21 protein-coding genes are annotated in these 22,399 nt (G+C 70.2%); 16 read left to right on the top strand and 5 right to left on the bottom strand.

Going from position 1 to position 22,399, the window contains the following annotated elements:
• The first annotated feature begins 67 nt into the window (after positions 1-67).
• Both ACWD5F_RS20795 and hisS read left to right on the top strand, forming a co-directional pair.
• Complete coding sequence (locus ACWD5F_RS20795; RefSeq protein ID WP_451256186.1) at positions 68-775, top strand: MBL fold metallo-hydrolase; 708 nt, start codon at positions 68-70, stop codon at positions 773-775.
• Positions 776-788: 13 nt separating this feature from the next.
• The gene (gene hisS, locus ACWD5F_RS20790; protein ID WP_451256184.1) at positions 789-2,051 is read left to right on the top strand and encodes a histidine--tRNA ligase; all 1,263 of its coding nucleotides are present in this window, start codon (positions 789-791) and stop codon (positions 2,049-2,051) included.
• A gap of 224 nt (positions 2,052-2,275) precedes the next feature.
• Here hisS and ACWD5F_RS20785 read toward each other — a convergent pair whose 3' ends face one another.
• From ACWD5F_RS20785 to ACWD5F_RS20770, 4 genes are read right to left on the bottom strand one after another with little or no spacing between them, the layout of a single operon-like run.
• Positions 2,276-2,902 carry a response regulator gene (locus ACWD5F_RS20785; protein WP_451256182.1) on the bottom strand — a complete coding sequence of 209 codons (627 nt, stop codon included), beginning with the start codon at positions 2,900-2,902 and terminating at the stop codon, positions 2,276-2,278.
• Positions 2,899-4,098: a sensor histidine kinase gene (locus ACWD5F_RS20780; protein ID WP_451256755.1), complete on the bottom strand. Its 1,200-nt coding sequence runs from the start codon at positions 4,096-4,098 to the stop codon at positions 2,899-2,901. Before ACWD5F_RS20780 ends, ACWD5F_RS20785 begins: the two co-directional genes overlap by 4 nt.
• Positions 4,095-4,940, bottom strand: coding sequence for an ABC transporter permease (locus ACWD5F_RS20775; protein WP_451256180.1), 846 nt, complete (start codon positions 4,938-4,940; stop codon positions 4,095-4,097). The genes ACWD5F_RS20780 and ACWD5F_RS20775 overlap by 4 nt, the downstream gene beginning before the upstream one ends.
• On the bottom strand, positions 4,937-5,803 hold the full coding sequence (locus ACWD5F_RS20770; protein WP_451256178.1) for an ABC transporter ATP-binding protein: 867 nt from the start codon (positions 5,801-5,803) through the stop codon (positions 4,937-4,939). The genes ACWD5F_RS20775 and ACWD5F_RS20770 overlap by 4 nt, the downstream gene beginning before the upstream one ends.
• A gap of 146 nt (positions 5,804-5,949) precedes the next feature.
• Here ACWD5F_RS20770 and ACWD5F_RS20765 point away from each other — a divergent pair, with 146 nt between their 5' ends.
• From ACWD5F_RS20765 to rpsD, 3 genes are all read left to right on the top strand, one after another.
• A complete protein-coding gene (locus ACWD5F_RS20765; protein ID WP_450357330.1) occupies positions 5,950-6,612 on the top strand; it encodes a vitamin K epoxide reductase family protein in 663 nt (220 codons plus the stop codon).
• A 67-nt stretch (positions 6,613-6,679) separates the two neighbouring features.
• A complete protein-coding gene (locus ACWD5F_RS20760; protein WP_401725267.1) occupies positions 6,680-8,035 on the top strand; it encodes a replication-associated recombination protein A in 1,356 nt (451 codons plus the stop codon).
• A gap of 301 nt (positions 8,036-8,336) precedes the next feature.
• Positions 8,337-8,951, top strand: coding sequence for a 30S ribosomal protein S4 (rpsD, locus tag ACWD5F_RS20755; protein WP_124002842.1), 615 nt, complete (start codon positions 8,337-8,339; stop codon positions 8,949-8,951).
• Between the two features lie 24 nt (positions 8,952-8,975).
• Here the strand turns inward: rpsD and ACWD5F_RS20750 are convergent, their stop codons facing one another.
• A complete protein-coding gene (locus ACWD5F_RS20750; protein WP_451256175.1) occupies positions 8,976-11,129 on the bottom strand; it encodes an ATP-binding protein in 2,154 nt (717 codons plus the stop codon).
• Between the two features lie 152 nt (positions 11,130-11,281).
• Between ACWD5F_RS20750 and ACWD5F_RS20745 the strand changes: the two genes are divergently transcribed.
• From ACWD5F_RS20745 to ACWD5F_RS20695, 11 genes are all read left to right on the top strand, one after another.
• Positions 11,282-11,743 (top strand): DUF948 domain-containing protein, encoded by a 462-nt coding sequence (locus ACWD5F_RS20745; protein WP_124002843.1) that lies wholly within the window; start codon positions 11,282-11,284, stop codon positions 11,741-11,743.
• Positions 11,744-11,751: 8 nt separating this feature from the next.
• The gene (locus ACWD5F_RS20740; protein ID WP_451256173.1) at positions 11,752-12,126 is read left to right on the top strand and encodes a hypothetical protein; all 375 of its coding nucleotides are present in this window, start codon (positions 11,752-11,754) and stop codon (positions 12,124-12,126) included.
• On the top strand, positions 12,126-14,798 hold the full coding sequence (alaS, locus tag ACWD5F_RS20735; protein ID WP_401725277.1) for an alanine--tRNA ligase: 2,673 nt from the start codon (positions 12,126-12,128) through the stop codon (positions 14,796-14,798). Before ACWD5F_RS20740 ends, alaS begins: the two co-directional genes overlap by 1 nt.
• Before the next feature lie 13 nt (positions 14,799-14,811).
• Positions 14,812-15,276, top strand: coding sequence for a Holliday junction resolvase RuvX (ruvX, locus tag ACWD5F_RS20730; protein ID WP_124002846.1), 465 nt, complete (start codon positions 14,812-14,814; stop codon positions 15,274-15,276).
• 122 nt (positions 15,277-15,398) lie between these two features.
• A complete protein-coding gene (mltG, locus tag ACWD5F_RS20725; RefSeq protein WP_451256171.1) occupies positions 15,399-17,168 on the top strand; it encodes an endolytic transglycosylase MltG in 1,770 nt (589 codons plus the stop codon).
• Positions 17,149-17,988 (top strand): shikimate dehydrogenase, encoded by an 840-nt coding sequence (locus ACWD5F_RS20720; RefSeq protein WP_451256170.1) that lies wholly within the window; start codon positions 17,149-17,151, stop codon positions 17,986-17,988. The genes mltG and ACWD5F_RS20720 overlap by 20 nt, the downstream gene beginning before the upstream one ends.
• A 48-nt stretch (positions 17,989-18,036) precedes the next feature.
• Positions 18,037-18,384, top strand: coding sequence for a hypothetical protein (locus ACWD5F_RS20715; protein WP_451256168.1), 348 nt, complete (start codon positions 18,037-18,039; stop codon positions 18,382-18,384).
• A 160-nt stretch (positions 18,385-18,544) separates the two neighbouring features.
• Positions 18,545-19,729, top strand: a complete 1,185-nt coding sequence (aroC, locus tag ACWD5F_RS20710) for a chorismate synthase (protein WP_401725289.1) — start codon at positions 18,545-18,547, stop codon at positions 19,727-19,729.
• A 32-nt stretch (positions 19,730-19,761) separates the two neighbouring features.
• Entirely contained in the window at positions 19,762-20,244 is a 483-nt protein-coding gene (locus ACWD5F_RS20705) for a shikimate kinase (protein ID WP_401725615.1), read from the top strand.
• Positions 20,241-21,332, top strand: a complete 1,092-nt coding sequence (gene aroB / locus ACWD5F_RS20700; RefSeq protein WP_401725292.1) for a 3-dehydroquinate synthase — start codon at positions 20,241-20,243, stop codon at positions 21,330-21,332. The genes ACWD5F_RS20705 and aroB overlap by 4 nt, the downstream gene beginning before the upstream one ends.
• 174 nt (positions 21,333-21,506) lie before the next feature.
• A complete protein-coding gene (locus tag ACWD5F_RS20695; RefSeq protein WP_451256165.1) occupies positions 21,507-22,379 on the top strand; it encodes a Pro-rich N-terminal domain-containing protein in 873 nt (290 codons plus the stop codon).
• The last annotated feature ends 20 nt before the right edge of the window (positions 22,380-22,399 follow it).

The raw sequence follows: 22,399 nt of genomic DNA, 5'->3' as shown, positions 1-22,399 counted from the left end.
CGGTAGGCTCTGACGGCAGGTGCCACCTCTTCCAGGCGCACCCGTATCGACACAACGAAGGACGATCGTGCTCATTGCCGGGTTCCCCGCCGGGGCCTGGGGGACGAACTGTTTTCTCGTCGCCCCCGCCGCCGGTGAGGAGTGCGTGATCATCGACCCGGGCCACCAGGCCGCCGCCGGAGTCGAGGAAACGCTGAAGAAGCATCGGCTCAAGCCCGTCGCCGTCGTCCTGACCCACGGCCACATCGACCACGTGGCCTCGGTCGTCCCGGTGTGCGGCGCGCACGGCGTACCCGCCTGGATCCACCCCGAGGACCGCTACATGATGGCCGAGCCCGAGAAGGCGATCGGCCGCAGCATCGGCATGCCGCTCATGGGCGAGCTGACCGTGGGGGAGCCGGACGACGTCAAGGAGCTGACCGACGGCGCGAAACTGGAGCTCGCGGGTCTTGAGCTGTCCGTCACGCACGCGCCCGGCCATACGAAGGGGTCGGTGACCTTCGGCCTGCCCGAGTCGGCGGACATCCCGCCGGTCTTCTTCTCGGGCGACCTGCTGTTCGCCGGCTCCATCGGACGCACCGACATGCCCGGTGGCTCCATGGACGACATGCTCGAATCGCTGGCCCGCGTGGTCCTGCCGCTCGACGACGCCACCGTGGTGCTGCCCGGTCACAACGAATACACGACCATCGGCCAGGAACGCGCCACCAACCCGTATCTGCGGCAGGTGGCCGCCGGCCTCGGGAGCGCGGACGCTCCCCGACGAGGAATGTGACGAGAGACCTCCCGTGAGCACCTTTCAGGCCCCCAAGGGCACGTACGACCTGATCCCGCCGGACAGCGCCAAGTACCTGGCCGTCCGTGAGGCCATCGCCGCGCCGCTGCGCAACTCCGGCTACGGCTACATCGAGACCCCCGGCTTCGAGAACGTGGAGCTCTTCGCGCGCGGAGTCGGCGAGTCCACCGACATCGTGACCAAGGAGATGTACGCCTTCGAGACCAAGGGCGGCGACCGGCTCGCCCTGCGCCCCGAGGGCACGGCCTCCGTGCTGCGTGCGGCACTCGAGGCCAACCTGCACAAGCTCGGCAACCTCCCGGTCAAGCTCTGGTACTCGGGCTCGTACTACCGCTACGAGCGTCCCCAGAAGGGCCGTTACCGCCACTTCTCGCAGGTCGGTGCCGAGGCGATCGGCGCCGAGGACCCGGCGCTCGACGCCGAGTTGATCATCCTGGCCGACCAGGCGTACCGCTCCCTCGGCCTGCGCGAGTTCCGCATCCTCCTCAACAGCCTGGGCGACAAGGAGTGCCGTCCGGTCTACCGGGAGGCGCTGCAGACCTTCCTCCGGGGCCTCGACCTCGACGAGGAGACCCTCCGCCGGGCGGACATCAACCCCCTGCGCGTCCTGGACGACAAACGCCCCGACGTCCAGAAGCAGTTGACGGACGCGCCGCTGCTGCGCGACTACCTGTGCGACGCATGCAAGGCGTATCACGAGGAGGTCCGCGAGCTGATCACGGCGGCGGGCGTGAGCTTCGAGGACGACCCCCGTCTTGTGCGTGGCCTCGACTACTACACGCGTACGACCTTCGAGTTCGTCCACGACGGGCTGGGCTCCCAGTCGGCGGTGGGCGGCGGCGGTCGTTACGACGGCCTGTCCGAGATGATCGGTGGCCCGGCGTTGCCGTCCGTGGGCTGGGCGTTGGGCGTCGACCGCACGGTCCTGGCCCTTGAGGCGGAGGGCGTGGAGCTCGAACTCCCCTCCACGACCAGTGTGTTCGCGGTGCCGCTGGGCGAGGAGGCTCGTCGGCTGTTGTTCGCGAAGGTCACGGAGTTGCGGAAGGTCGGGATCGCGGCGGACTTCTCCTACGGGCACAAGGGCCTCAAGGGTGCGATGAAGAACGCGAATCGCAGTGGCGCCCGCTTCACTGTCGTCGCCGGCGAACGCGACCTCGCCGAGGGCGTGGTCCAGCTGAAGGACATGGAGTCCGGGGAGCAGACGGCGGTCGGCGTGAACGAGATCGTGGCGGAACTGGAGTCGAGGCTCGGCTGAGACCTGCCTCTTTCGCCCCCGCCGCCCCTACCCGTCCCATCCCTGGGGGCTGCCGCCCCCAGACCCCCGCTTCGGCCCTGAACGGGCCTCGTCCTCAAACGCCGGACGGGCTAAAAGATTCAAGCCCAGGCCGGTGAAAACTCAGCCTCTCCGGCGTTTGAGGAGCGGGGTCTGGGGCGGAGCCCCAGGATGGGACGGGTAGGGGCGGCGGGGGCGAAGAAAACTCAGTCCAGCAAGCCGTACCGCATCGCACAAGTGACCGCCGCGGTCCGGTCATCCACCCCCAACTTCCCGAAGACCCGCAGCAGATGGGTCTTCACCGTCGACTCTCCGATGAACAACCGCCGCCCGATCTCCGCGTTGGTACACCCCTCCGCCACCAACCGCAGCACCGCAACCTCCCGCTCCGACAACCGAGGCCGCTCCGGCCGCACCCGCAACCGGTCCACCAACCGCGCGGCCACAGAGGGCGCCAACACCGTCTCCCCCCGCGCCGCGGCGCGAACCGCCTCCGCCAGTTGAGCCCGCGGCATGTCCTTGAGCAGATAACCCGCCGCCCCGGCCTCCACCGCCCGCAGAATGTCGCGGTCCGTCTCGTAAGTCGTCAGCACGATCACCCGGCACGCCAACCCCGTCTCGCTCATCCGCACGATCGAGTCCACGCCCCCACCACCCGGCATCCGCAGATCCATCAGCACGATGTCGGGCCGGAGTTCGGCCGCCAACGCCTCCGCCTGCGGACCGCTCGCCGCGTCGGCGACGACCTCGAGGTCCGGCTCGGCGCTGAGCATCGCGCGCAGACCCTCCCGTACGACGGGGTGGTCGTCGGCCAGGATGATCCGGATCGTCACGGAGTACTCCTCGGGATGGCAACCGGCAGGACCACCGTCACCGTCGTGCCGTCGCCGGGTGAGCTGTGGATCCGGGCCTTCCCTCCGACCTCGGTCGCCCGTGCTCGCAACCCGGCCAGGCCGTAGCCCGCGCACGGCACGCCCGGGTCGAAACCGCAGCCGTCGTCCCGGACGGACACGGTCACCGTGTCGTCGGCGTAAGCGAGAGCCACGTCCACCGTCGCCGAACTCCCCGCGTGTTTGCGGGCGTTGGCCAGTGCCTCCTGGCACGAGCGCAGGGCCACCACCTCCGGCGCGGCCGGCAGCGGGCGGACCGGGCCCGTCACGTCGAGGGTCGCCTCGTGCCGGGCGGCGAGGCGGTGCAGCGCGTCCGGGAGGGACGCGCCGTCGAGGTCGGCCGGTGCGCCGCCGGCGACCAGGGCGCGGGCCTCGGCGAGGTTCTGACGGGCCGTCGCGTCCATGAGCGCCAAGTGGCGACGGGCCTGCGGAGCATCGTGGTCCAGTTCCGCCTCCACGGCCTGGATCAGCATCAGCAGGCTGGTGAAGCCCTGCGCGAGCGTGTCGTGGATCTCGCGGGCCATGCGCTCGCGCTCCGCCAGCGCGCCGTGTGCGGCGGACAGGCGCGAGACCTCGTGGCGGCTCGCGTCCAACTCGGCTATCAACTCGGCCCGCTCCCAGCTCTGTTCGATGATCCGGACGATCCAGCTGCCTACCACCACTGAGAAGACGAAGGTGACCACGGCGAAGAGGGAGTTGGCGAACAGGTCCTCGCCGCTGGGGCGCCACAGCAGCGCCCAGCCCACCACCGGCGCCAGGTTGATCAGGCTCACCGTCACCAGCGTCCAGCGCATCCGCAGGGTCATGAAGCACTGCGGGACGAGCGCGAACGCCATCAGCCGGGTCTCCCCGACCAGTACCGCCGACGGCAGGAACAGCGCGATCGCCCCGGCGAGATAGCGCAGTGCCTGCCGCTGGTCCGGCGGGTCCTCCTGGAGCAACCGGCGCCCCACCAGGGCGTACCAGGGCACCAGCGGCACAAGCAGCGCCGCCGCGACCGCGCGGACGGGCAGGGACGGATGCGCCGCGGCGAGCACGAAGGCGAGGGTGGCCGCCCAGGCGACCGCGAAGTACCCGTCCCAGAGCCGGATCGTCCGGTCCCAGGCGTGCTCGTCGCGGGCCACGCCCGGGCCGGTCATCCGTCGCGCCGGGTCTTCCAGCGGAAGGTCAGCAGACACAGGACCAATCCTCCGACGCACCAGGCCGCGAGCACCAGCGCGATCCGCCCGAACTCCCAGCTCCCGGCCTGCTCCAGGACCTGCGCCGAGTCGGGCAGGAAGACACCCCGCAGTCCCTGGCACAGCCACTTCAGCGGGAACAGCGCGCCGACGTTCAGCATCCAGTCCGGGATGGTGTCGATGGAGATGTACACCCCGGAGATGAACTGCAGGACCAGGAAGGGGAGTACGACCACGGAGCTGGCGCTCTTGGCCGACTTGGGCACCGAGCTGATCGCGATGCCGAGCAGTGCGCACCCCGTCAGACCGAGCACGAAGATCCAGCCGAAGTCGAGCCACCTGGTCGCGTCCGACGGCAGGTCGACGTCGTACAGGGTGGTGCCGACGAGCAGCAGGATGGCCGTCTCCAGGATTCCGGTGAACAGAACCAGCCAGATCTTGCCGAGGAAGTACGAGGTCGGTGGCATCGGCGTTCCGCGCAGCCGGCGCAGCACCTTCTCGTCCCGTTCGACGGCGATCGAGATGCCCAGCGACTGGAAACTCGTCGACATGATGCCGGAGGCCATCATCGCGGGGACGTACAACTGCGAGGCGGTGACGCCCGATCCGTGCACGTCGTCGTGGAAGATCGACGCGAAAAGGAACAGGAACACCACCGGGAACGCGAACGTGAACACGACCTGGTCGCGCTGCCGGAAGAACTGTTTGATCTCCAAGCCGCCTCGCCTGATGCCCAGTCCCCAGGTCCCGGGCAGCCTGCCGGCGGGCGCGTCGGTGCGGTTCTGTACGGCGGTCGTGGTCACCGTCCGACCTCCTGTCCGGTCAGCCGGAGATAGACGTCCTCCAGCGTGGGGCGGGCCACCGTGAGGCCCGGGATCTCGCCGTCGAAGAGGTGCATGAGGGCGGCGACCGTCCTGGTGGGGGTGTCCGTGTGCTCGCTGCGCGCGGTGCCGTCCGGCTCGGTCCAGCCGACGGTCGCGCCGGTGCCGTAGTGCTCCCGCAGGGTGGCGGGCTCGCCCTCGGCGACGACCCGGCCCTCGGCGATCACGGCGAGCCGGTCGGCGAGTGCCTCGGCCTCCTCCAGGTAGTGCGTGGTGAGCAGGATGGTGGTGCCCTCGCCGGACAGCTTGCGGATCAGGTCCCAGAACTGGCGCCGGGCCGCCGGGTCGAATCCGGTGGTCGGCTCGTCCAGGAGCAGCAGTTCGGGGTCGCCGATCACGCCCAGGGCCACGTCGAGGCGGCGGCGCTGGCCGCCGGAGAGGGCCTTGATCCGGGCGCCCGCCTTGGCCTCCAGACCGACCAGGCCGATGACCTCCTCGGGGTCGCGCGGCCTCGGGTAGTAGTGGGCGAAGTGCCGCACGGTCTCGCGGACCGTCAACTCGGCGGGCGCGGATTCGTCCTGCCAGACGATTCCGACACGAGATCGCCACGCACGCGTGGCGCTCGCCGGGTCCGCGCCCAGCACGGACACCTCCCCGGCGTCCCGCGCGCGGTTGCCCTGGAGGATCTCCACGGTGGTGCTCTTGCCGGCGCCGTTGGGCCCCAGCAGGCCGAACACCTCGCCGCGCCGGATGCCGAGATCGATCCCGTCGACCGCGGTCACGTCCCCGTACCGCTTACGCAGGCCTCGAACGTCCACGGCGAGTTCGTTCGCGTGTGCTGTCATGCCGTACAGCGTCGTCCGGAATCGAACGCTCAGGGACGACCGTGCGTACCTCCTTATGTCCACCGAACGGTGGACAGAGGCCTCCGTGCGGCACAATGGCACCTGCCTGAAGAAGGTCCAACTCTCAAGCAGATGGAATCGGCGTGATGAGCAAGACGACAGTCAAAGACGTCTCCACCGAGCCCGAGCCTTCCGAGGAAAGCGCCTCGGCGGGACCGCGCACGGAGGGCGGCAGCCGTGCCCTCGCCCTGCTGCTGATCATCACCGGCGCGGCCGGTCTGCTCGCCGCGTGGGTCATCACGGTCGACAAGTTCAAGCTGCTGGAAGCCAAGGTGGCGGGCACGTCCTTCACCCCCGGTTGCAGCCTGAACCCGGTCGTCTCCTGCGGCAGCGTCATGGAGAGCAAGCAGGCGGAGGCCTTCGGCTTCCCGAACCCGATGCTCGGCCTGGTCTGCTACGGCATCGTCATCTGCGTCGGCATCAGCCTGCTCGCGCGGGCCACCTACCCGCGCTGGTACTGGCTGACCTTCAACTTCGGCACGCTCTTCGGCGTGGGCTTCTGCACCTGGCTGCAGTTCCAGTCCCTGTACCGGATCAACGCGCTGTGCCTGTGGTGCTCGCTGGCCTGGGTCGCCACGATCATCATGTTCTGGTACGTGACCTCGTTCAACATCCGCAAGGGCTTCCTGCCGAGCCCGGGCTGGCTGAAGTCGTTCTTCGGCGAGTTCACCTGGGTGCTGCCGGTCCTGCACATCGGCATCATCGGCATGCTGATCCTGACCCGCTGGTGGGACTTCTGGACCAGCTGACGGGGATGGGTACGGACCGTCCGACGGCCCGGACCCGACTGTCAGTGCGGTGAACTAGGGTTTCAGCGTGGAGCCCGACCTGTTCACCGCAGCAGCAGAAGAACGCCAGGAGAAGGACCCGACCGGCAGCCCCCTGGCCGTTCGGATGCGCCCGCGCACCCTCGACGAGGTGGTGGGCCAGCAGCACCTCCTGAAGCCGGGCTCGCCCCTGCGCCGACTGGTCGGCGAGGGCGCCGGCGGCCCGGCCGGGGCGTCGTCCGTGATCCTGTGGGGACCGCCGGGCACGGGCAAGACGACCCTGGCGTACGTCGTCTCGAAGGCCACCAACAAGCGCTTCGTCGAGCTGTCGGCGATCACCGCGGGCGTCAAGGAGGTCCGCGCGGTCATCGAGGGCGCCCGCCGCGCCACCGGCGGCTACGGCAAGGAGACCGTCCTCTTCCTGGACGAGATCCACCGCTTCAGCAAGGCCCAGCAGGACTCCCTGCTCCCCGCCGTCGAGAACCGCTGGGTGACCCTGATCGCGGCGACCACGGAGAACCCGTACTTCTCGATCATCTCCCCGCTGCTCTCCCGCTCCCTGCTGCTGACCCTCGAACCCCTCACGGACGACGACCTGCGCGCCCTGCTCCGCCGCGCGCTGACCGACGAGCGCGGTCTCAAGGGCGCCGTCACCCTCCCCGAGGACACCGAGGAGCACCTCCTGCGCATCGCCGGCGGTGACGCCCGCCGCGCCCTGACCGCCCTGGAGGCCGCCGCCGGGGCCGCCCTCGACAAGGGCGAGGCGGAGGTCGCCCTCCAGACGCTGGAGGAGGTCGTCGACCGGGCCGCTGTGAAGTACGACCGCGACGGCGACCAGCACTACGACGTCGCCAGCGCCCTGATCAAGTCCATCCGCGGCTCCGACGTCGACGCGGCCCTGCACTACCTGGCCCGCATGATCGAGGCCGGCGAGGACCCTCGCTTCATCGCCCGCCGCCTGATGATCTCCGCGAGCGAGGACATCGGCCTGGCCGACGCCAACGCCCTGCCGACGGCGGTGGCCGCCGCCCAGGCTGTGGCGATGATCGGCTTCCCGGAGGCCGCGCTGACCCTCAGCCACGCCACCATCGCCCTCGCCCTGGCCCCCAAGTCCAACGCGGCGACCACCGCGATCGGCGCCGCCCTGGAGGACGTACGCAAGGGCCATGCGGGACCGGTGCCGATGCATCTGCGGGACGGGCACTACAAGGGCGCGGCCAAGCTCGGGCACGCGCAGGGGTACGTCTACCCGCACGACCTGCCGGAAGGCATCGCCGAGCAGCAGTACGCGCCGGAGGAGCTGAAGGACCGCGAGTACTACACCCCGACCCGGCACGGCGCGGAGGCGCGGTACGCGGACGCGGTGGAGTGGACCCGCAAGCACCTCGGTCGAAAGCGGTCCTGAGTACCCTGTAGAATCCCTCGAAGTGCCGAGTCCCGCGCAGTCAGAGCGGGACAACCGGCCGGAGACCCGGTCCCTCGTGGATCGGCTCCAGGAGCGTCGCGCACCGTTGAACGGTGTCGCGGGCAGCCCATCACCACCCGTCGCAGGACGGGACCGGTCGGTGGGCCACTCGCGTGCTGCACAGAGTGCCCAGATCAGGGGAGCGGCTGCCCACCGAGTCCGTCAGGACGAGGCGGGTTTCCCCGGCTGCGGATGCGACCTCCCACGACTCTGACAAGCCGAACACAAGAAATGAGAGACAGTGGCGAATCAGTCCCGCCCCAAGGTCAAGAAGTCGCGTGCCCTCGGCATCGCGCTGACCCCGAAGGCCGTCAAGTACTTCGAGGCCCGCCCCTACCCGCCGGGCGAGCACGGCCGTGGCCGCAAGCAGAACTCGGACTACAAGGTCCGTCTGCTGGAGAAGCAGCGTCTGCGCGCGCAGTACGACCTCTCCGAGCGCCAGCTGGTCCGTGCCTACGAGCGTGCCTCCAAGGTGCAGGGCAAGACCGGTGAGGCCCTGATCGTCGAGCTCGAGCGCCGTCTCGACGCCCTGGTCCTGCGTTCGGGCATCGCCCGCACCATCTACCAGGCCCGTCAGATGGTCGTGCACGGCCACATCGAGGTCAACGGTGGCAAGGTCGACAAGCCGTCGTTCCGTGTCCGTCCCGACGACGTCGTGATGGTCCGCGAGCGCAGCCGCGAGAAGACCCTGTTCCAGGTCGCGCGTGAGGGTGGCTTCGCCCCCGACGGCGAGACCCCCCGCTACCTCCAGGTGAACCTCCGCGCCCTGGCCTTCCGCCTGGACCGCGAGCCGAACCGCAAGGAAGTTCCGGTCATCTGCGACGAGCAGCTCGTCGTCGAGTACTACGCCCGCTGATCACCGGCAGGCGTTAGCACCACCTCAGCCCGCCGTCTCCCCGCCCTTGTGGGCGCGGGAGGCGGCGGGTTCGTGCGTCTGCACCCCCGCCGTGGCCCGCAGCACCGGCCCCCGCGGCGCGGGCAGCCCGTCCAGCGGCCGCTCCAGCGCCCGGGACACCGCCACATCCCGCACCAACCGCGCCCCCTCCCGTACGCACTCCTCGTACCGCGCGTCGCCGAGGCCCTCCCGGGCCTTCGCCTCGCACAGTTCGTGCGGGGCGTTGTAGTACGCCGAGCCGAACAGCGGCAGGCCCACCGAGCGCCACATCCGCCCGGCCGCCCCTTGCAGCACCGCTGCCTCGGCCGCGTCGCCCTCCACCGCCGTGACCAGAGCGAGCAGCTCGACCGAGAGCACCGAGCCGAGCAGATCGTGGAAGGCGTGGGCACTTCCGAGGCAGTCGGTCAGCAGGGCGCGTGCCCGGGCCGTGTCGCCGTCCGCCCAGGCCGCGTACGCCAGGACGTACAGCGCGTAGGCGCGGGTCCAGCGCTCGCCGTGGTCCTCGCAGACCCGGCGGACGTCCTCGCACAGGCCCACCGCGCCGGCCAGATCGCCCTGGAACGCGAGCGACATGGCCAGCTCGACCTGGCCCATCAGCACATTGCTGTTCAGCTCGCCGATCTCCTGGTAGCGGTCGAGCGCCGAGCGCAGCAGCTTCTCCGCGCGGGGCATGTCGTCCGTGACCAGGGCCAGACAGCCCGTGCGGTGTTCCGCGTACGCCACCGCCGTGGGACTGGCGGAGAGTTCCGCCTCCTCCCGGCACTCCTGGAGGGCGGCGAGCGCGGGCACCTTGTCGCCCTGGAGGATCGCCACGTAGCCGAGCACCCACAGCGCCTTCAGGCGGGAGTCCTCGTGGCCGGAGTCCAGCCGTACGACCTGCTCCAGCCAGTGCCGGCCCTCGGAGAGACGGCCGCAGCCGGCCCAGTAGAACCAGAGCGAGGCCGCGAGGTACTGGCCCAGGTGCGCCTCCTCCGGCTCGGTGAGGCAGTGTTCGAGGGCGCTGCGCAGATTCGGCAGCTCGGCCTCCACGCGCACGGCGACCTCCGCCTGGCGCGGTGAGAACCAGTCCAGCTCGCACCAGGTGGCCAGGCCCAGGTACCAGTCGCGGTGCCGGCGCCGCAGCCGGGCCGCGTCCCCGGTCGCCTCCAGCCAGTCGGCGCCGTAGGCCCGGACCGTGTCCAGCATGCGGTAGCGCAGACCCGAGGACGTCTCCTCGCGCACGACCACCGACTGCGCGAGCAGCTCCGAGAGCACGTCGAGGACGCCGTCGGCGACCAGGCCGTGCCCGCTGCACACGTACTCGACGGCCTCCAGGTCGAACTGGCCGGCGAACACCGCGAGCCGTGCCCACAGCAACCGCTGCTCGGGCGTGCACAGTTCATGGCTCCAGCCGATCGCCGTCCGCAGCGTCTGATGGCGCGGGAGCGCGTCCCGGCCGCCGCCGGTCAGCAGCCGGAAACGGTCGTCCAGGCGCGCCAGCAGCTCTTCGGGAGGCAGGGCCCGCAGCCGTCCCGCGGCCAGCTCGATCGCCAGCGGGATGCCGTCCAGGCGCCGGCACAGCTCCCGTACCTCCGGTCCGTCCGCCGTCTCCAGCCCCTGCTGCGCGGCCCGGCGCAGGAACAGCTCCACCGCCTCGCGCTCGTCGAGAGGCGCCAGCGGGAACACGCGCTCGCCTGCCACCGCCAGTGGTCTGCGGCCCACGGCGAGGACCCGGAGCCCGGGCACCTCCCGCAGCAGCACGCCCACCAGGTCGGCGCAGACGTCCACCAGATGTTCGAACCCGTCCAGGACCAGCAGGAGTTGACGCTCGGCGAGATGCGCGAGCAGCGTCTCGCGCGGGGGCCTGGTGGTGTGGTCGGTGAGGCCGAGGGCGTCCACGACGGCGTAGTCGACGAAGTCCGGATCGCTCACCTGCGCCAGCTCGACCCGCCACACCCCGTCCCGTGGCGCGCGCCGCGAGGCCGCCCGGACCGCGAGCCGTGACTTGCCGACCCCGCCGGCTCCGGTCACGGTGACCAGCCGCGTGGCGTCCAGAGACCGGGCCAGTGCGGCGAGTTCGGCCGTGCGGCCGACGAAGGCGTCTAGTTCCAGGGGCAGATTGCCGTTCACAGGGGTGCCGCCTGGCTGAGAACCTCGCATGGGACACGGAGCGTACTGAACCGTAATCACTCCGTACAATCGCTTCCCTCAACTCTTGCCCTCGCGGCCCGGAATCCGGTACAGAGCGGCATCCCCGGCGCGATAGGCTCGGTCACGACTTTCTCGATGTTCAGGCACGTTTCAGGGAGCGGGTGCACGCGGTGTCCGGTGGAGAGGTGGCCGGGATCCTGGTGGCCGTCTTCTGGGCGATCCTGGTCTCCTTCCTCGCCGTAGCGCTGGTGAGGCTGGCCCAGACGCTCAAGGCGACGACCAAGCTCGTCGCGGACGTGACCGACCAGGCCGTCCCGCTTCTGGCGGACGCCTCCTCGGCGGTGCGTTCCGCGCAGACGCAGATCGACCGGGTCGACGCGATCGCCACCGACGTCCAGGAGGTCACGTCGAACGCGTCCGCGCTGTCGACCACCGTCGCCTCCACCTTCGGCGGCCCCCTGGTCAAGGTCGCGGCCTTCGGCTACGGCGTCCGCCGCGCCCTCGGCGCCCGCCGGGACGACGTGCCCGCGCCCGCCAAGGCGTCCAGGCGTACGGTGATCGTGGGCCGCACCGTCCCGGGCACGCGGCGGGGCAAGCGAGACCTCCGCGGAAAGAGGGACTGAGACCAGCGATGTTCCGTCGTACCTTCTGGTTCTCGACCGGCGTCGCCGCCGGTGTCTGGGCCACCACCAAGGTCAACCGCAAGCTGAAGCAGCTGACCCCCGAGAACCTGGCCGCCGCGGCGGCCAACAAGGCGCTCGACGCGGGTCACCGGCTCAAGGACCGGGCGGTCGGCTTCGCGCTCGACGTCCGCGACAACATGGCCCGGCGGGAGGAAGAGCTGGGCGAGGCGCTGGGCATCAACGCGTCCCCCGAACTCCCCGCGCCCCGGCGCTACGCGGCCATCGAGAACCGCAGCGCCACCAAGTACATCGAAGCCCCGACGTCCTCGCCGACGAACAACTCGTCGACGAAGAACCCGTACAACCGGAATGAGGACCACTGATGGAGTCGGCAGAGATCCGCCGCCGCTGGCTGAGCTTCTACGAGGAGCGCGGCCACACCGTCGTCCCTTCGGCGTCGCTCATCGCGGACGACCCGACTCTGCTCCTGGTCCCCGCCGGCATGGTCCCCTTCAAGCCGTATTTCCTCGGTGAGGTCAAGCCGCCGTGGGCGCGCGCGACCAGCGTGCAGAAGTGCGTGCGCACACCCGACATCGAAGAGGTCGGCAAGACCACCCGCCACGGCACCTTCTTCCAGATGTGCGGCAACTTCTCCTTCGGCGACTACTTCAAGGAAGGCGCCATCAAGTACGCCTGGGAGCTGCTCACCAGCCCCCAGGACAAGGGTGGTTACGGCCTGGAGCCGGAGAAGCTCTGGATCACCGTCTACAAGGACGACGACGAGGCCGAGCGCATCTGGCACGACGTCATCGGCGTGCCCAAGGAGCGCATCCAGCGCCTGGGCATGAAGGACAACTACTGGTCCATGGGCGTCCCCGGACCCTGCGGCCCGTGCTCCGAGATCAACTACGACCGCGGCCCCGAGTTCGGCGCCGAGGGCGGTCCCGCCGTCAACGACGAGCGGTACGTGGAGATCTGGAACCTCGTCTTCATGCAGTACGAGCGCGGCGAGGGCATCGGCAAGGACAACTTCGAGATCCTCGGCGAACTCCCCAGCAAGAACATCGACACGGGCCTCGGCCTGGAGCGCCTCGCCATGATTCTGCAGGGCGTGCAGAACATGTACGAGATCGACACCTCCATGGCGGTCATCAAGAAGGCCACCGAGCTGACCGGCATCGAGTACGGCGCCGCGCACGACTCCGACGTCTCCCTGCGCGTGGTCACCGACCACATGCGGACGTCCGTGATGCTCATCGGCGACGGCGTGACCCCCGGCAACGAGGGCCGCGGCTATGTGCTGCGCCGCATCATGCGCCGCGCCATCCGCAACATGCGCCTGCTGGGCGCCACCGGTCCGGTCGTCCTCGACCTGATCGACACCGTGATCTCGATGATGGGCCAGCAGTACCCGGAGCTGGTCACCGACCGCGAGCGCATCGAGAAGGTCGCCGTCGCCGAGGAGAACGCGTTCCTCAAGACGCTGAAGGCCGGCACCAACATCCTCGACACCGCGGTCGGCGAGACCAAGGCCGGCGGCGGCACGGTCCTCGCCGGCGACAAGGCGTTCCTGCTCCACGACACCTGGGGCTTCCCGATCGACCTCACCCTCGAAATGGCCGCCGAACAGGGCCTTTCGGTGGACGAGGACGGCTTCCGCCGCCTGATGAAGGAGCAGCGGGAGCGCGCCAAGGCCGACGCCCAGGGCAAGAAGACGGGCCACGCCGGCACCGGCGCGTACCGGGCGATCGCCGACGCCGCCGGGGCCACCGACTTCATCGGGTACACCGAGACCGAGAGCGAGACCACCGTCGTCGGCATCCTCGTCGACGGCGTCTCCTCGCCGGCCGCCACCGAGGGCGACGAGGTCGAGATCGTCCTCGACCGCACCCCCTTCTACGCCGAGGGCGGCGGCCAGATCGGCGACACCGGCCGGATCAAGGTCGACACCGGCGCCGTCATCGAGATCCGCGACACCCAGAAGCCGGTCCCCGGCGTCTACGTCCACAAGGGCGTCGTCCAGGTCGGCGAGGTCACCGTCGGAGCCAAGGCGCTGGCCTCGATCGACGGCCGCCGGCGCACGGCCATCGCCCGCGCCCACTCGGCCACCCACCTCACCCACCAGGCGCTGCGGGACGCCCTCGGCCCGACGGCCGCGCAGGCCGGTTCCGAGAACCAGCCCGGTCGCTTCCGCTTCGACTTCGGTTCGCCGTCCGCCGTTCCGACGGCCGTGATGACCGACGTCGAGCAGAAGATCAACGAGGTGCTCGCCCGCGACCTGGACGTGCGCGCCGAGGTCATGGGCATCGACCAGGCCAAGAAGGAAGGCGCCATCGCCGAGTTCGGCGAGAAGTACGGCGAGCGGGTCCGGGTCGTGACCATCGGCGACTTCTCCAAGGAGCTGTGCGGCGGCACGCACGTGCACAACACCGCCCAGCTGGGCCTGGTGAAGCTGCTCGGCGAGTCGTCGATCGGCTCGGGTGTCCGCCGTATCGAAGCGCTCGTCGGTGTCGACGCCTACAACTTCCTCGCCCGCGAGCACACGGTCGTCGCCCAGCTCCAGGAGCTGATCAAGGGACGTCCGGAGGAGCTGCCGGAGAAGGTCTCCACGATGCTCGGCAAGCTGAAGGACGCCGAGAAGGAGATCGAGAAGTTCCGCGCCGAGAAGGTGCTGCAGGCCGCCGCCGGACTCGTCGAGTCGGCCAAGGACGTGCAGGGTGTCGCGGTCGTGACCGGGCAGGTCCCGGACGGCACCACCCCGGACGACCTGCGCCGCCTGGTCCTCGACGTGCGCGGTCGCATCCAGGGCGGCCGGGCCGCCGTGGTCGCGCTCTTCACGGTCAACAACGGCAAGCCGCTCACGGTCATCGCGACCAACGACGGCGCCCGGGACCGCGGTCTCAAGGCCGGTGAACTGGTCCGCGCGGCCGCCAAGACCCTCGGCGGCGGTGGCGGCGGCAAGCCGGACGTGGCCCAGGGCGGCGGCCAGAACCCGGCCGCGGTCGGCGAGGCGATCGACGCCGTCGAGCGGCTCGTCGCCGAGACGGCCAAGTAGAAGCGGTCCGACGATGAGAAGAGGGCGTCGGCTCGCCATCGACGTCGGGGACGCCCGCATCGGGGTCGCCTCGTGCGACCCCGACGGGATCCTCGCCACTCCGGTGGAGACGGTTCCCGGACGGGACATCCCCGCGGCCCATCGCCGGCTGCGGGAACTCGTCGAGGAGTACGAGCCGATCGAGGTCGTCGTCGGTCTGCCCCGCTCCCTCAAGGGGGGCGAGGGACCGGCCGCGGTCAAGGTCCGAACTTTCACCCAGGAGCTGGCCAAGGGGATCGCGCCGATCCCGGTCCGGCTGGTCGACGAGCGGATGACCACGGTGACGGCCAGTCAGGGGCTGCGCGCCTCCGGCGTGAAGGCGAAAAAGGGACGCTCCGTCATCGATCAGGCCGCCGCTGTGATTATTTTGCAGCAAGCACTTGAATCCGAACGGGTGTCAGGTAAAGCGCCCGGCGAAGGCGTCGAAGTGGTCATCTGATCGCGATACGGTAACGTTCCGCGCGATGCGATGGTTTTCGAACAGCCACCGCACAGCAAGAGGCGAAACGGAATCCGGCCCACCAGCCGCGTGCCGCGCCGTCCGTCGGCTCTAGGGGATCGATGACTGAGTATGGCCGGGGTCACGGCTCCGAACCGTGGCATCCCGAGGACCCGTTGTTCGGGGACGGTGGATGGGAGGGACAGCAGGCCCAGCAGGGTCAGCAGTCCTACGGCGGCCAGCCGCAGCAATATTCGGACCAGCAGCAGCCCCAACAGCAGCAGTACGGCGAGTGGGGCGACGGCGGCCAGAACGCCTACGGTCAGGCGCAGCAGCAGTACCCCCAGTACGACCAGCAGCAATACGACCAACAGCAGTATGCCCAGCAGCAGTACGAACAGCAGTACGGCGTCCAGGGACAGCAGCAGAACTACGCGGGTCACACCCAGCAGCCCTACGACAACAACGGCCAGCCCCAGCAGCAGCCCTACGACAACGGAGCCTGGGGTTCCGGCACGCACGTCCAGTACACGGATCCTTCGGATCCGTACGGCCAGCAGGCCGCCGCATACGGGGGCGAGCAGCCCGACTACTACGGCACGCCGGACGCGTATCCGCCGCCGGAGCCGCCCAGTCGCCGGCAGCCCGAGCCGGAGCCGAAACCCGACTGGGATCCCGGACCCGACCAGGGCGAGCACGCCTTCTTCGCGGGCGGCGGTGGCGACGATGACGACGAGGAGCCCGACGACGAGGCCGACAGTCGCCGTGGCAGGGGCGACCGGAAGGGCAAGGACGGCAAGGGCAAAGGGAAGAAGCGTCGCAGCGGCTGCGCCTGCCTGGTCGTGGTGCTGGTGTTCGGCGGCGGACTCGCCGGGGTCTCCTACTTCGGGTACCACTTCTACCAAAATCGTTTCGGCTCGGCGCCGGACTACGCGGGTGACGGCACCAGCAAGATGGTGAGCGTCGAGATCCCGAAGGGCGCCCTCGGCTACGAGATCGGCCGGCGGCTGAAGGAGGCGGGTGTCGTCAAGAGCGTCGACGCTTTCGTCGCCGCCCAGTCGCAGAACCCCAAAGGAAAATCGATTCAGGCAGGCGCCTATCTCCTGAAGACGGAGATGTCCGCCGAGAGCGCCGTCGCGATGATGCTCGACCCCAAGAGCCAGAACAACGTGATGGTCACTCCGGGCCAGCGCAATGTCAGCGTGTACAAGGCGATCGACGCGAAACTCGACCTGTCGTCCGGTGCCACCAGGAAGATCGCGAAAGAGAAGTACAAGACCCTCGGACTGCCGAGCTGGGCGAACGACAACAAGGAGATCAAGGACCCGCTGGAGGGATTCCTCTACCCGGGCACCTATCCCGCCGCGAAGGGCATGAAGCCCGAGGCGGTCCTCAAGTCGATGGTCGGTGACGCCGCCAAGGCCTACGAGAAGTACGACCTCGAGGCGAAGGCGAAAGAGCTCAAGCTGGACAGCCCGTTGCAGGTCATCACCGTCGCGAGCCTCGTCCAGGCCGAGGGGAAGACCGAGGACGACTACCGCAAGATGGCGGAGGTGGTCTACAACCGCCTCAATCTGGCGAACCCCGAGACCTACGGTCTGTTGCAGTTCGACTCGACCTTCAATTACCTGAAGGGCCAGAGCAACATCAACATCAGCGAGTCGGAGATCAACAAGAACCAGGACCCGTACAACACGTACACGCAGAAGGGCCTGCCGCCCGGTCCGATCGACAATCCGGGCGACGTCGCGCTTAAGGCGGCGCTGAATCCGACGGACGACGGCTGGTTCTACTTCGTCGCGACCGACGGTGTGAACAAGACCGAATTCGCCAAGACGCACGCCGAATTCCTGAAGCTCAAGGAAAAGTTCAATGAGGCCACGGGCAGCTGACACCCGTCGGGCAGCAGTACTGGGCAAGCCCATCGCCCATTCCCTCTCGCCGGTGCTGCACCGCACCGCCTATCAGGAATTGGGGCTGGCGGACTGGTCCTACGACCGGTTCGAGGTCGACGAGACCACGCTGTCCCGTTTCTTCGAGAAACTCGGGCCGGAATGGGCCGGGCTGTCGCTGACGATGCCGCTGAAGCGGGCCGTCATACCCCTGCTCGACGAGATCAGCGAGACGGCCGCCTCGGTCGACGCGGTCAACACCGTCGTCTTCACCCAGGACGGCCGCGCCCTCGGTGACAACACCGACATCCCCGGCATCGTCGCCGCCCTCCGCGAGCACGGCATCGAACAGGTCGACTCCGCGGCGATCCTCGGCGCCGGCGCCACCGCCTCCTCCGCACTCGCCGCACTGGCCCGCGTCTGCACCGGCGACGTCGTGGTCTACGTCCGCAGCGCGGCCCGCGCCGCCGAGATGCGGGAGTGGGGCGAGCGGCTCGACGTCGAGGTGCGCATCGCGGACTGGACGGACGCGGCCGAGGCCCTTCGGGCACCCCTGGTCGTCGCCACCACCCCGGCCGGCACCACGGACGCCCTCTCCGCCGCCGTCCCCGAGCGGCCCGCCACCCTTTTCGACGTGCTCTACGACCCCTGGCCGACCGCACTCGCGGCCCGCTGGTCGGCGTACGGCGGCGCTGTCGTCAGCGGTCTCGACCTGCTGGTGCACCAGGCCGTGCTCCAGGTCGAGCAGATGACGGGACACGTGCCGGCCCCCCTGGGCGCCATGCGAAAAGCGGGCGAACACGCACTCGAATCCCGCTAGGATTCGCCTGTTCCGCAGGGGGCGGAACGGTATTCGGGGGAGTGGGTCATGGCCACAGGTGTGCCGCTGGCGTCCGGCAAGAGCGAGATCTTCGAGGCCGTCCTGAAGTTCCTGCCGGACTGGGTGCAGATCACCGTCCTCAGCCTCATCGTGCTCGCCGTCGTCGCGTCCTGGGTGCTGAAGCTGGTCGCGAAGATCAAGTACCGGCGTGCCGTGCGCAACGGAGTACCGGTGCACGCGGCGGCGCAGTACGGACAGGGACGCGGCGCGGACTACCTGGGGGAGTACGCGCCGCAGCAGGCGCAGACCGCCCAGAGCAACCAGAGCCAGGGGAGCGGCGCCGACCACCTGGGCGCCTACGCCCCGCAGCCGCGTCAGCAGGACGCCTCCTCCTGACTCGCCGCCGTCCGTCTGCTGGACCGGCGGCCGGGCCCGGCGCCCGGACGTGGGAGGATCGGGGGTGGCGGGCCAGGGCCGCGCACCTGGTCGGGCCGTCGTCGTACGCGAGGACGCGCGTACACAGGCAGTACCAGGGCGCGAGCACTGAGGAGCATCGTTGAGCAGGCTGCGCTGGCTGACCGCGGGAGAGTCCCACGGTCCCGCACTTGTCGCGACGCTGGAGGGCCTTCCCGCCGGCGTGCCGATCACCACCGACATGGTCGCCGACCACCTGGCCCGGCGTCGGCTCGGCTACGGCCGCGGTGCCCGTATGAAGTTCGAGCGCGACGAGGTCACCTTCCTCGGCGGCGTCCGGCACGGTCTCACGCTCGGCTCCCCCGTCGCGATCATGGTGGGCAACACCGAGTGGCCCAAGTGGGACCAGGTCATGGCGGCCGACCCCGTCGACCCGGAGATCCTCGCCGGGCTCGCCCGCAACGCCCCGCTGACCCGCCCGCGCCCCGGCCACGCCGACCTCGCGGGCATGCAGAAGTACGGCTTCGACGAGGCCCGCCCGATCCTGGAGCGCGCGTCGGCGCGAGAGACCGCGGCCCGGGTGGCGCTGGGCGCGGTGGCCCGGTCGTATCTCAAGGAGACGGCCGGCATCGAGATCGTCTCGCACGTGGTCGAACTGGCCTCCGCGAAGGCCCCGCAGGGCGTCCTGCCCACGCCGGCCGACGTCGAGAAGCTGGACGCCGACCCCGTGCGCTGCCTGGACGCGGACGCGTCGAAGGCGATGGTCGCCGAGATCGACCAGGCCCACAAGGACGGTGACACCCTCGGCGGTGTGGTCGAGATCCTGGCCTACGGCGTGCCGGTGGGCCTCGGCTCGCACGTGCACTGGGACCGCAAGCTGGACGCCCGCCTCGCCGGTGCCCTCATGGGCATCCAGGCCATCAAGGGCGTCGAGATCGGCGACGGCTTCGAGCTGGCGCGGGTGCCCGGCTCGCAGGCGCACGACGAGATCGTGAAGACCGACGAGGGCATCCGCCGGGTGTCCGGCCGCTCCGGCGGCACCGAGGGCGGCCTCTCGACCGGTGAACTGCTGCGGGTACGCGCCGCGATGAAGCCCATCGCCACCGTGCCGCACGCCCTGCGGACCGTCGACGTGGTCACCGGCGAGGCCACGCAGGCCCACCACCAGCGGTCCGACGTGTCCGCGGTGCCGGCCGCCGGTATCGTCGCGGAGGCGATGGTCGCGCTCGTCCTCGCGGACGCGGTCGCGGAGAAGTTCGGCGGCGACTCGGTCCCCGAGACCCGCCGCAACGTGCGTTCCTACCTCGAGCACCTGGCCATCCGGTGAGCCCCGCACCCGTGGTCGTGCTGGTGGGCCCGATGGGGGTCGGCAAGTCGACCGTCGGACAACTGCTGGCCGAGCGCCTCGGCGTCGGCTACCGGGACACCGACGACGACATCGTCGCCGAACAGGGCCGGACCATCGCCGAGATCTTCGTCGACGGGGGCGAGCCCGCCTTCCGGGCGATCGAGAAGGAGGCGGTGCGCCGGGCGCTCGCCGAGCACGACGGAGTCCTCGCCCTGGGCGGCGGCTCGGTCCTCGACGAGGACACCCGCGCGCTGCTGGCCGGCCAGCGGGTCGTCTACCTCTCGATGGACGTGGAAGAAGCCGTCAAGCGCACCGGCCTCAACGCCGCTCGCCCGCTCCTCATGATCAACCCGCGCAAGCAGTGGCGCGAACTGATGGAGGTCAGGCGGCACTTGTACGAGGGGATCGCCACCGCAGTCGTGGCCACCGATGGCCGTACGCCCGAAGAGGTCACCCAAGTCGCCCTGGACGCACTGGAGTTGAAGGAAGCATGAGCGAGGCAGTGACCCGGATCCAGGTCGGCGGCACAGCGGGCAACGAACCGTACGAGGTCCTGGTGGGCCGTCAACTCCTGGGCGAGCTGGCCGGGTTGATCGGCGAGAAGGCCAAGCGGGTGGCCGTCGTGCACCCCGAGGCGCTCGCCGAGACCGGTGAGGCGCTCCGCGCGGACCTGGCCGAGCAGGGCTTCGAGGCCGTCGCCATCCAGGTGCCGAACGCGGAGGAGGCCAAGACCGCCGAGGTCGCCGCCTACTGCTGGAAGGCGCTCGGCCAGTCCGGCTTCACCCGCTCCGACGTCATCGTCGGCGTGGGCGGCGGGGCCAGCACCGACCTGGCCGGATTCGTCGCCGCGACCTGGCTGCGCGGGGTGCGCTGGATCGCCGTACCGACCACCGTGCTGGCCATGGTGGACGCGGCCGTCGGCGGCAAGACCGGCATCAACACCGCCGAGGGCAAGAACCTGGTCGGCGCCTTCCACCCGCCGGCCGGCGTGCTGTGCGACCTGGCCGCGCTGGACTCCCTGCCCGTCAACGACTACGTCTCCGGACTCGCCGAGATCATCAAGGCGGGCTTCATCGCCGACCCGGTGATCCTGGACCTCATCGAGGAGGACCCCGAGGCGGCCCGCACGCCCGCAGGCCCGCACACGGCCGAGCTGATCGAGCGCTCCATCCGCGTCAAGGCCGAGGTGGTCTCCTCGGACCTCAAGGAAGCCGGTCTGCGCGAGATCCTCAACTACGGCCACACCCTGGGCCACGCCATCGAGAAGAACGAGCGCTACAAGTGGCGGCACGGCGCGGCCGTCTCCGTCGGCCTCCACTTCGCCGCCGAACTCGGCCGTCTGGCGGGCCGGTTGGACGACACGACGGCCGACCGCCACCGCACGATCCTCGAATCGGTCGGCCTGCCGCTGCACTACCGCTACGACCAGTGGCCCAAGCTCCTGGAGAACATGCGCGTCGACAAGAAGTCCCGCGGCGACCTGCTCCGCTTCATCGTCCTGGACGGCCTGGCCAAGCCGACCGTCCTGGAGGGCCCCGACCCGGCCGTCCTGCTCGCCGCGTACGGCGAGGTGGGCGAGTAAGTCCACTGGAGCGCCGTCCGTCCGAAATGCCGATCTGCCCTTGTGGGCACGGGCACTTCGGACCGCCCCCGGCCGTTCACCAAACGGCGGCCGGGGAAGGTACCGTTCGGTAGGGAGTGGGGGCCAGCCCCCGTCGCCAGCGCCAATTGCCTGTACGAGACGGAGTGGCACCGGATGCAGCACGCAGTGGGTTCTCCGCTGCCGCCGCCCCATCAGCCGGGGCACGGACCCGCCGCCGGCTGGTCGCCGGCCGCGCACCACCCGGGTCACCCGGGCCCGCACCAGGGCGCGGCCCCCGTGCCACCGCCGCCGCAGGCCCCGGGCTACCCGGGAGCCCCACCGGCCATGGCCCCGCCGCCCGCACCACCCCAGGCCCCGACGCCGCCGCCACCGGTCCCGGACACCACCGGCCATGTCCCGCTGCCGCCCGGCGGCCCGGTCGCCATGCCCAGCGTCCCGCCGACCGCCACGGCCGGCGCGGACCCGACGTCCACGACACTCGCCGTCCTGCTGATCGGCCCCGCGGGCGCCGGCAAGACGAGCGTCGCCAAGTACTGGGCGGACCACCGCCGGGTCCCCACGGCACACATCAGCCTCGATGACGTACGCGAATGGGTCCGCTCGGGCTTCGCCGACCCCCAGTCCGGCTGGAACGACCACTCCGAGGCCCAGTACCGCCTCGCCCGCCGCACCTGCGGCTTCGCCGCCCGCAACTTCCTCGCCAACGGCATCTCCTGCATCCTCGACGACGCCGTCTTCCCGGACCGCCCGGTCGTCGGCCTCGGCGGCTGGAAGCGCCACGTCGGCCCCGGCCTCCTCCCCGTCGTCCTCCTCCCCGGCCTCGAAGTGGTCCTGGAACGCAACGCCGAACGCGCGGGCAATCGCCGCCTCACCGACGAAGAGGTGGCCCGCATCCACGGCCGCATGGCGGGCTGGTACGGCTCGGGCCTCCCCATCATCGACAACTCCCAGCTGGACGTGGCCCAGACGGCAGCGGTCCTGAACGACGTACTGGCCCGCTCCATCGCAAGCCCCCCGAACTGGTAGACGCCGGGGACTTTGCCAAC

It is taken from the genome of Streptomyces sp. NPDC002499, assembly GCF_053595415.1.
Note: the sequence above shows the minus strand (reverse complement) of the source record. Positions and strands in the feature narration are given on the sequence as shown.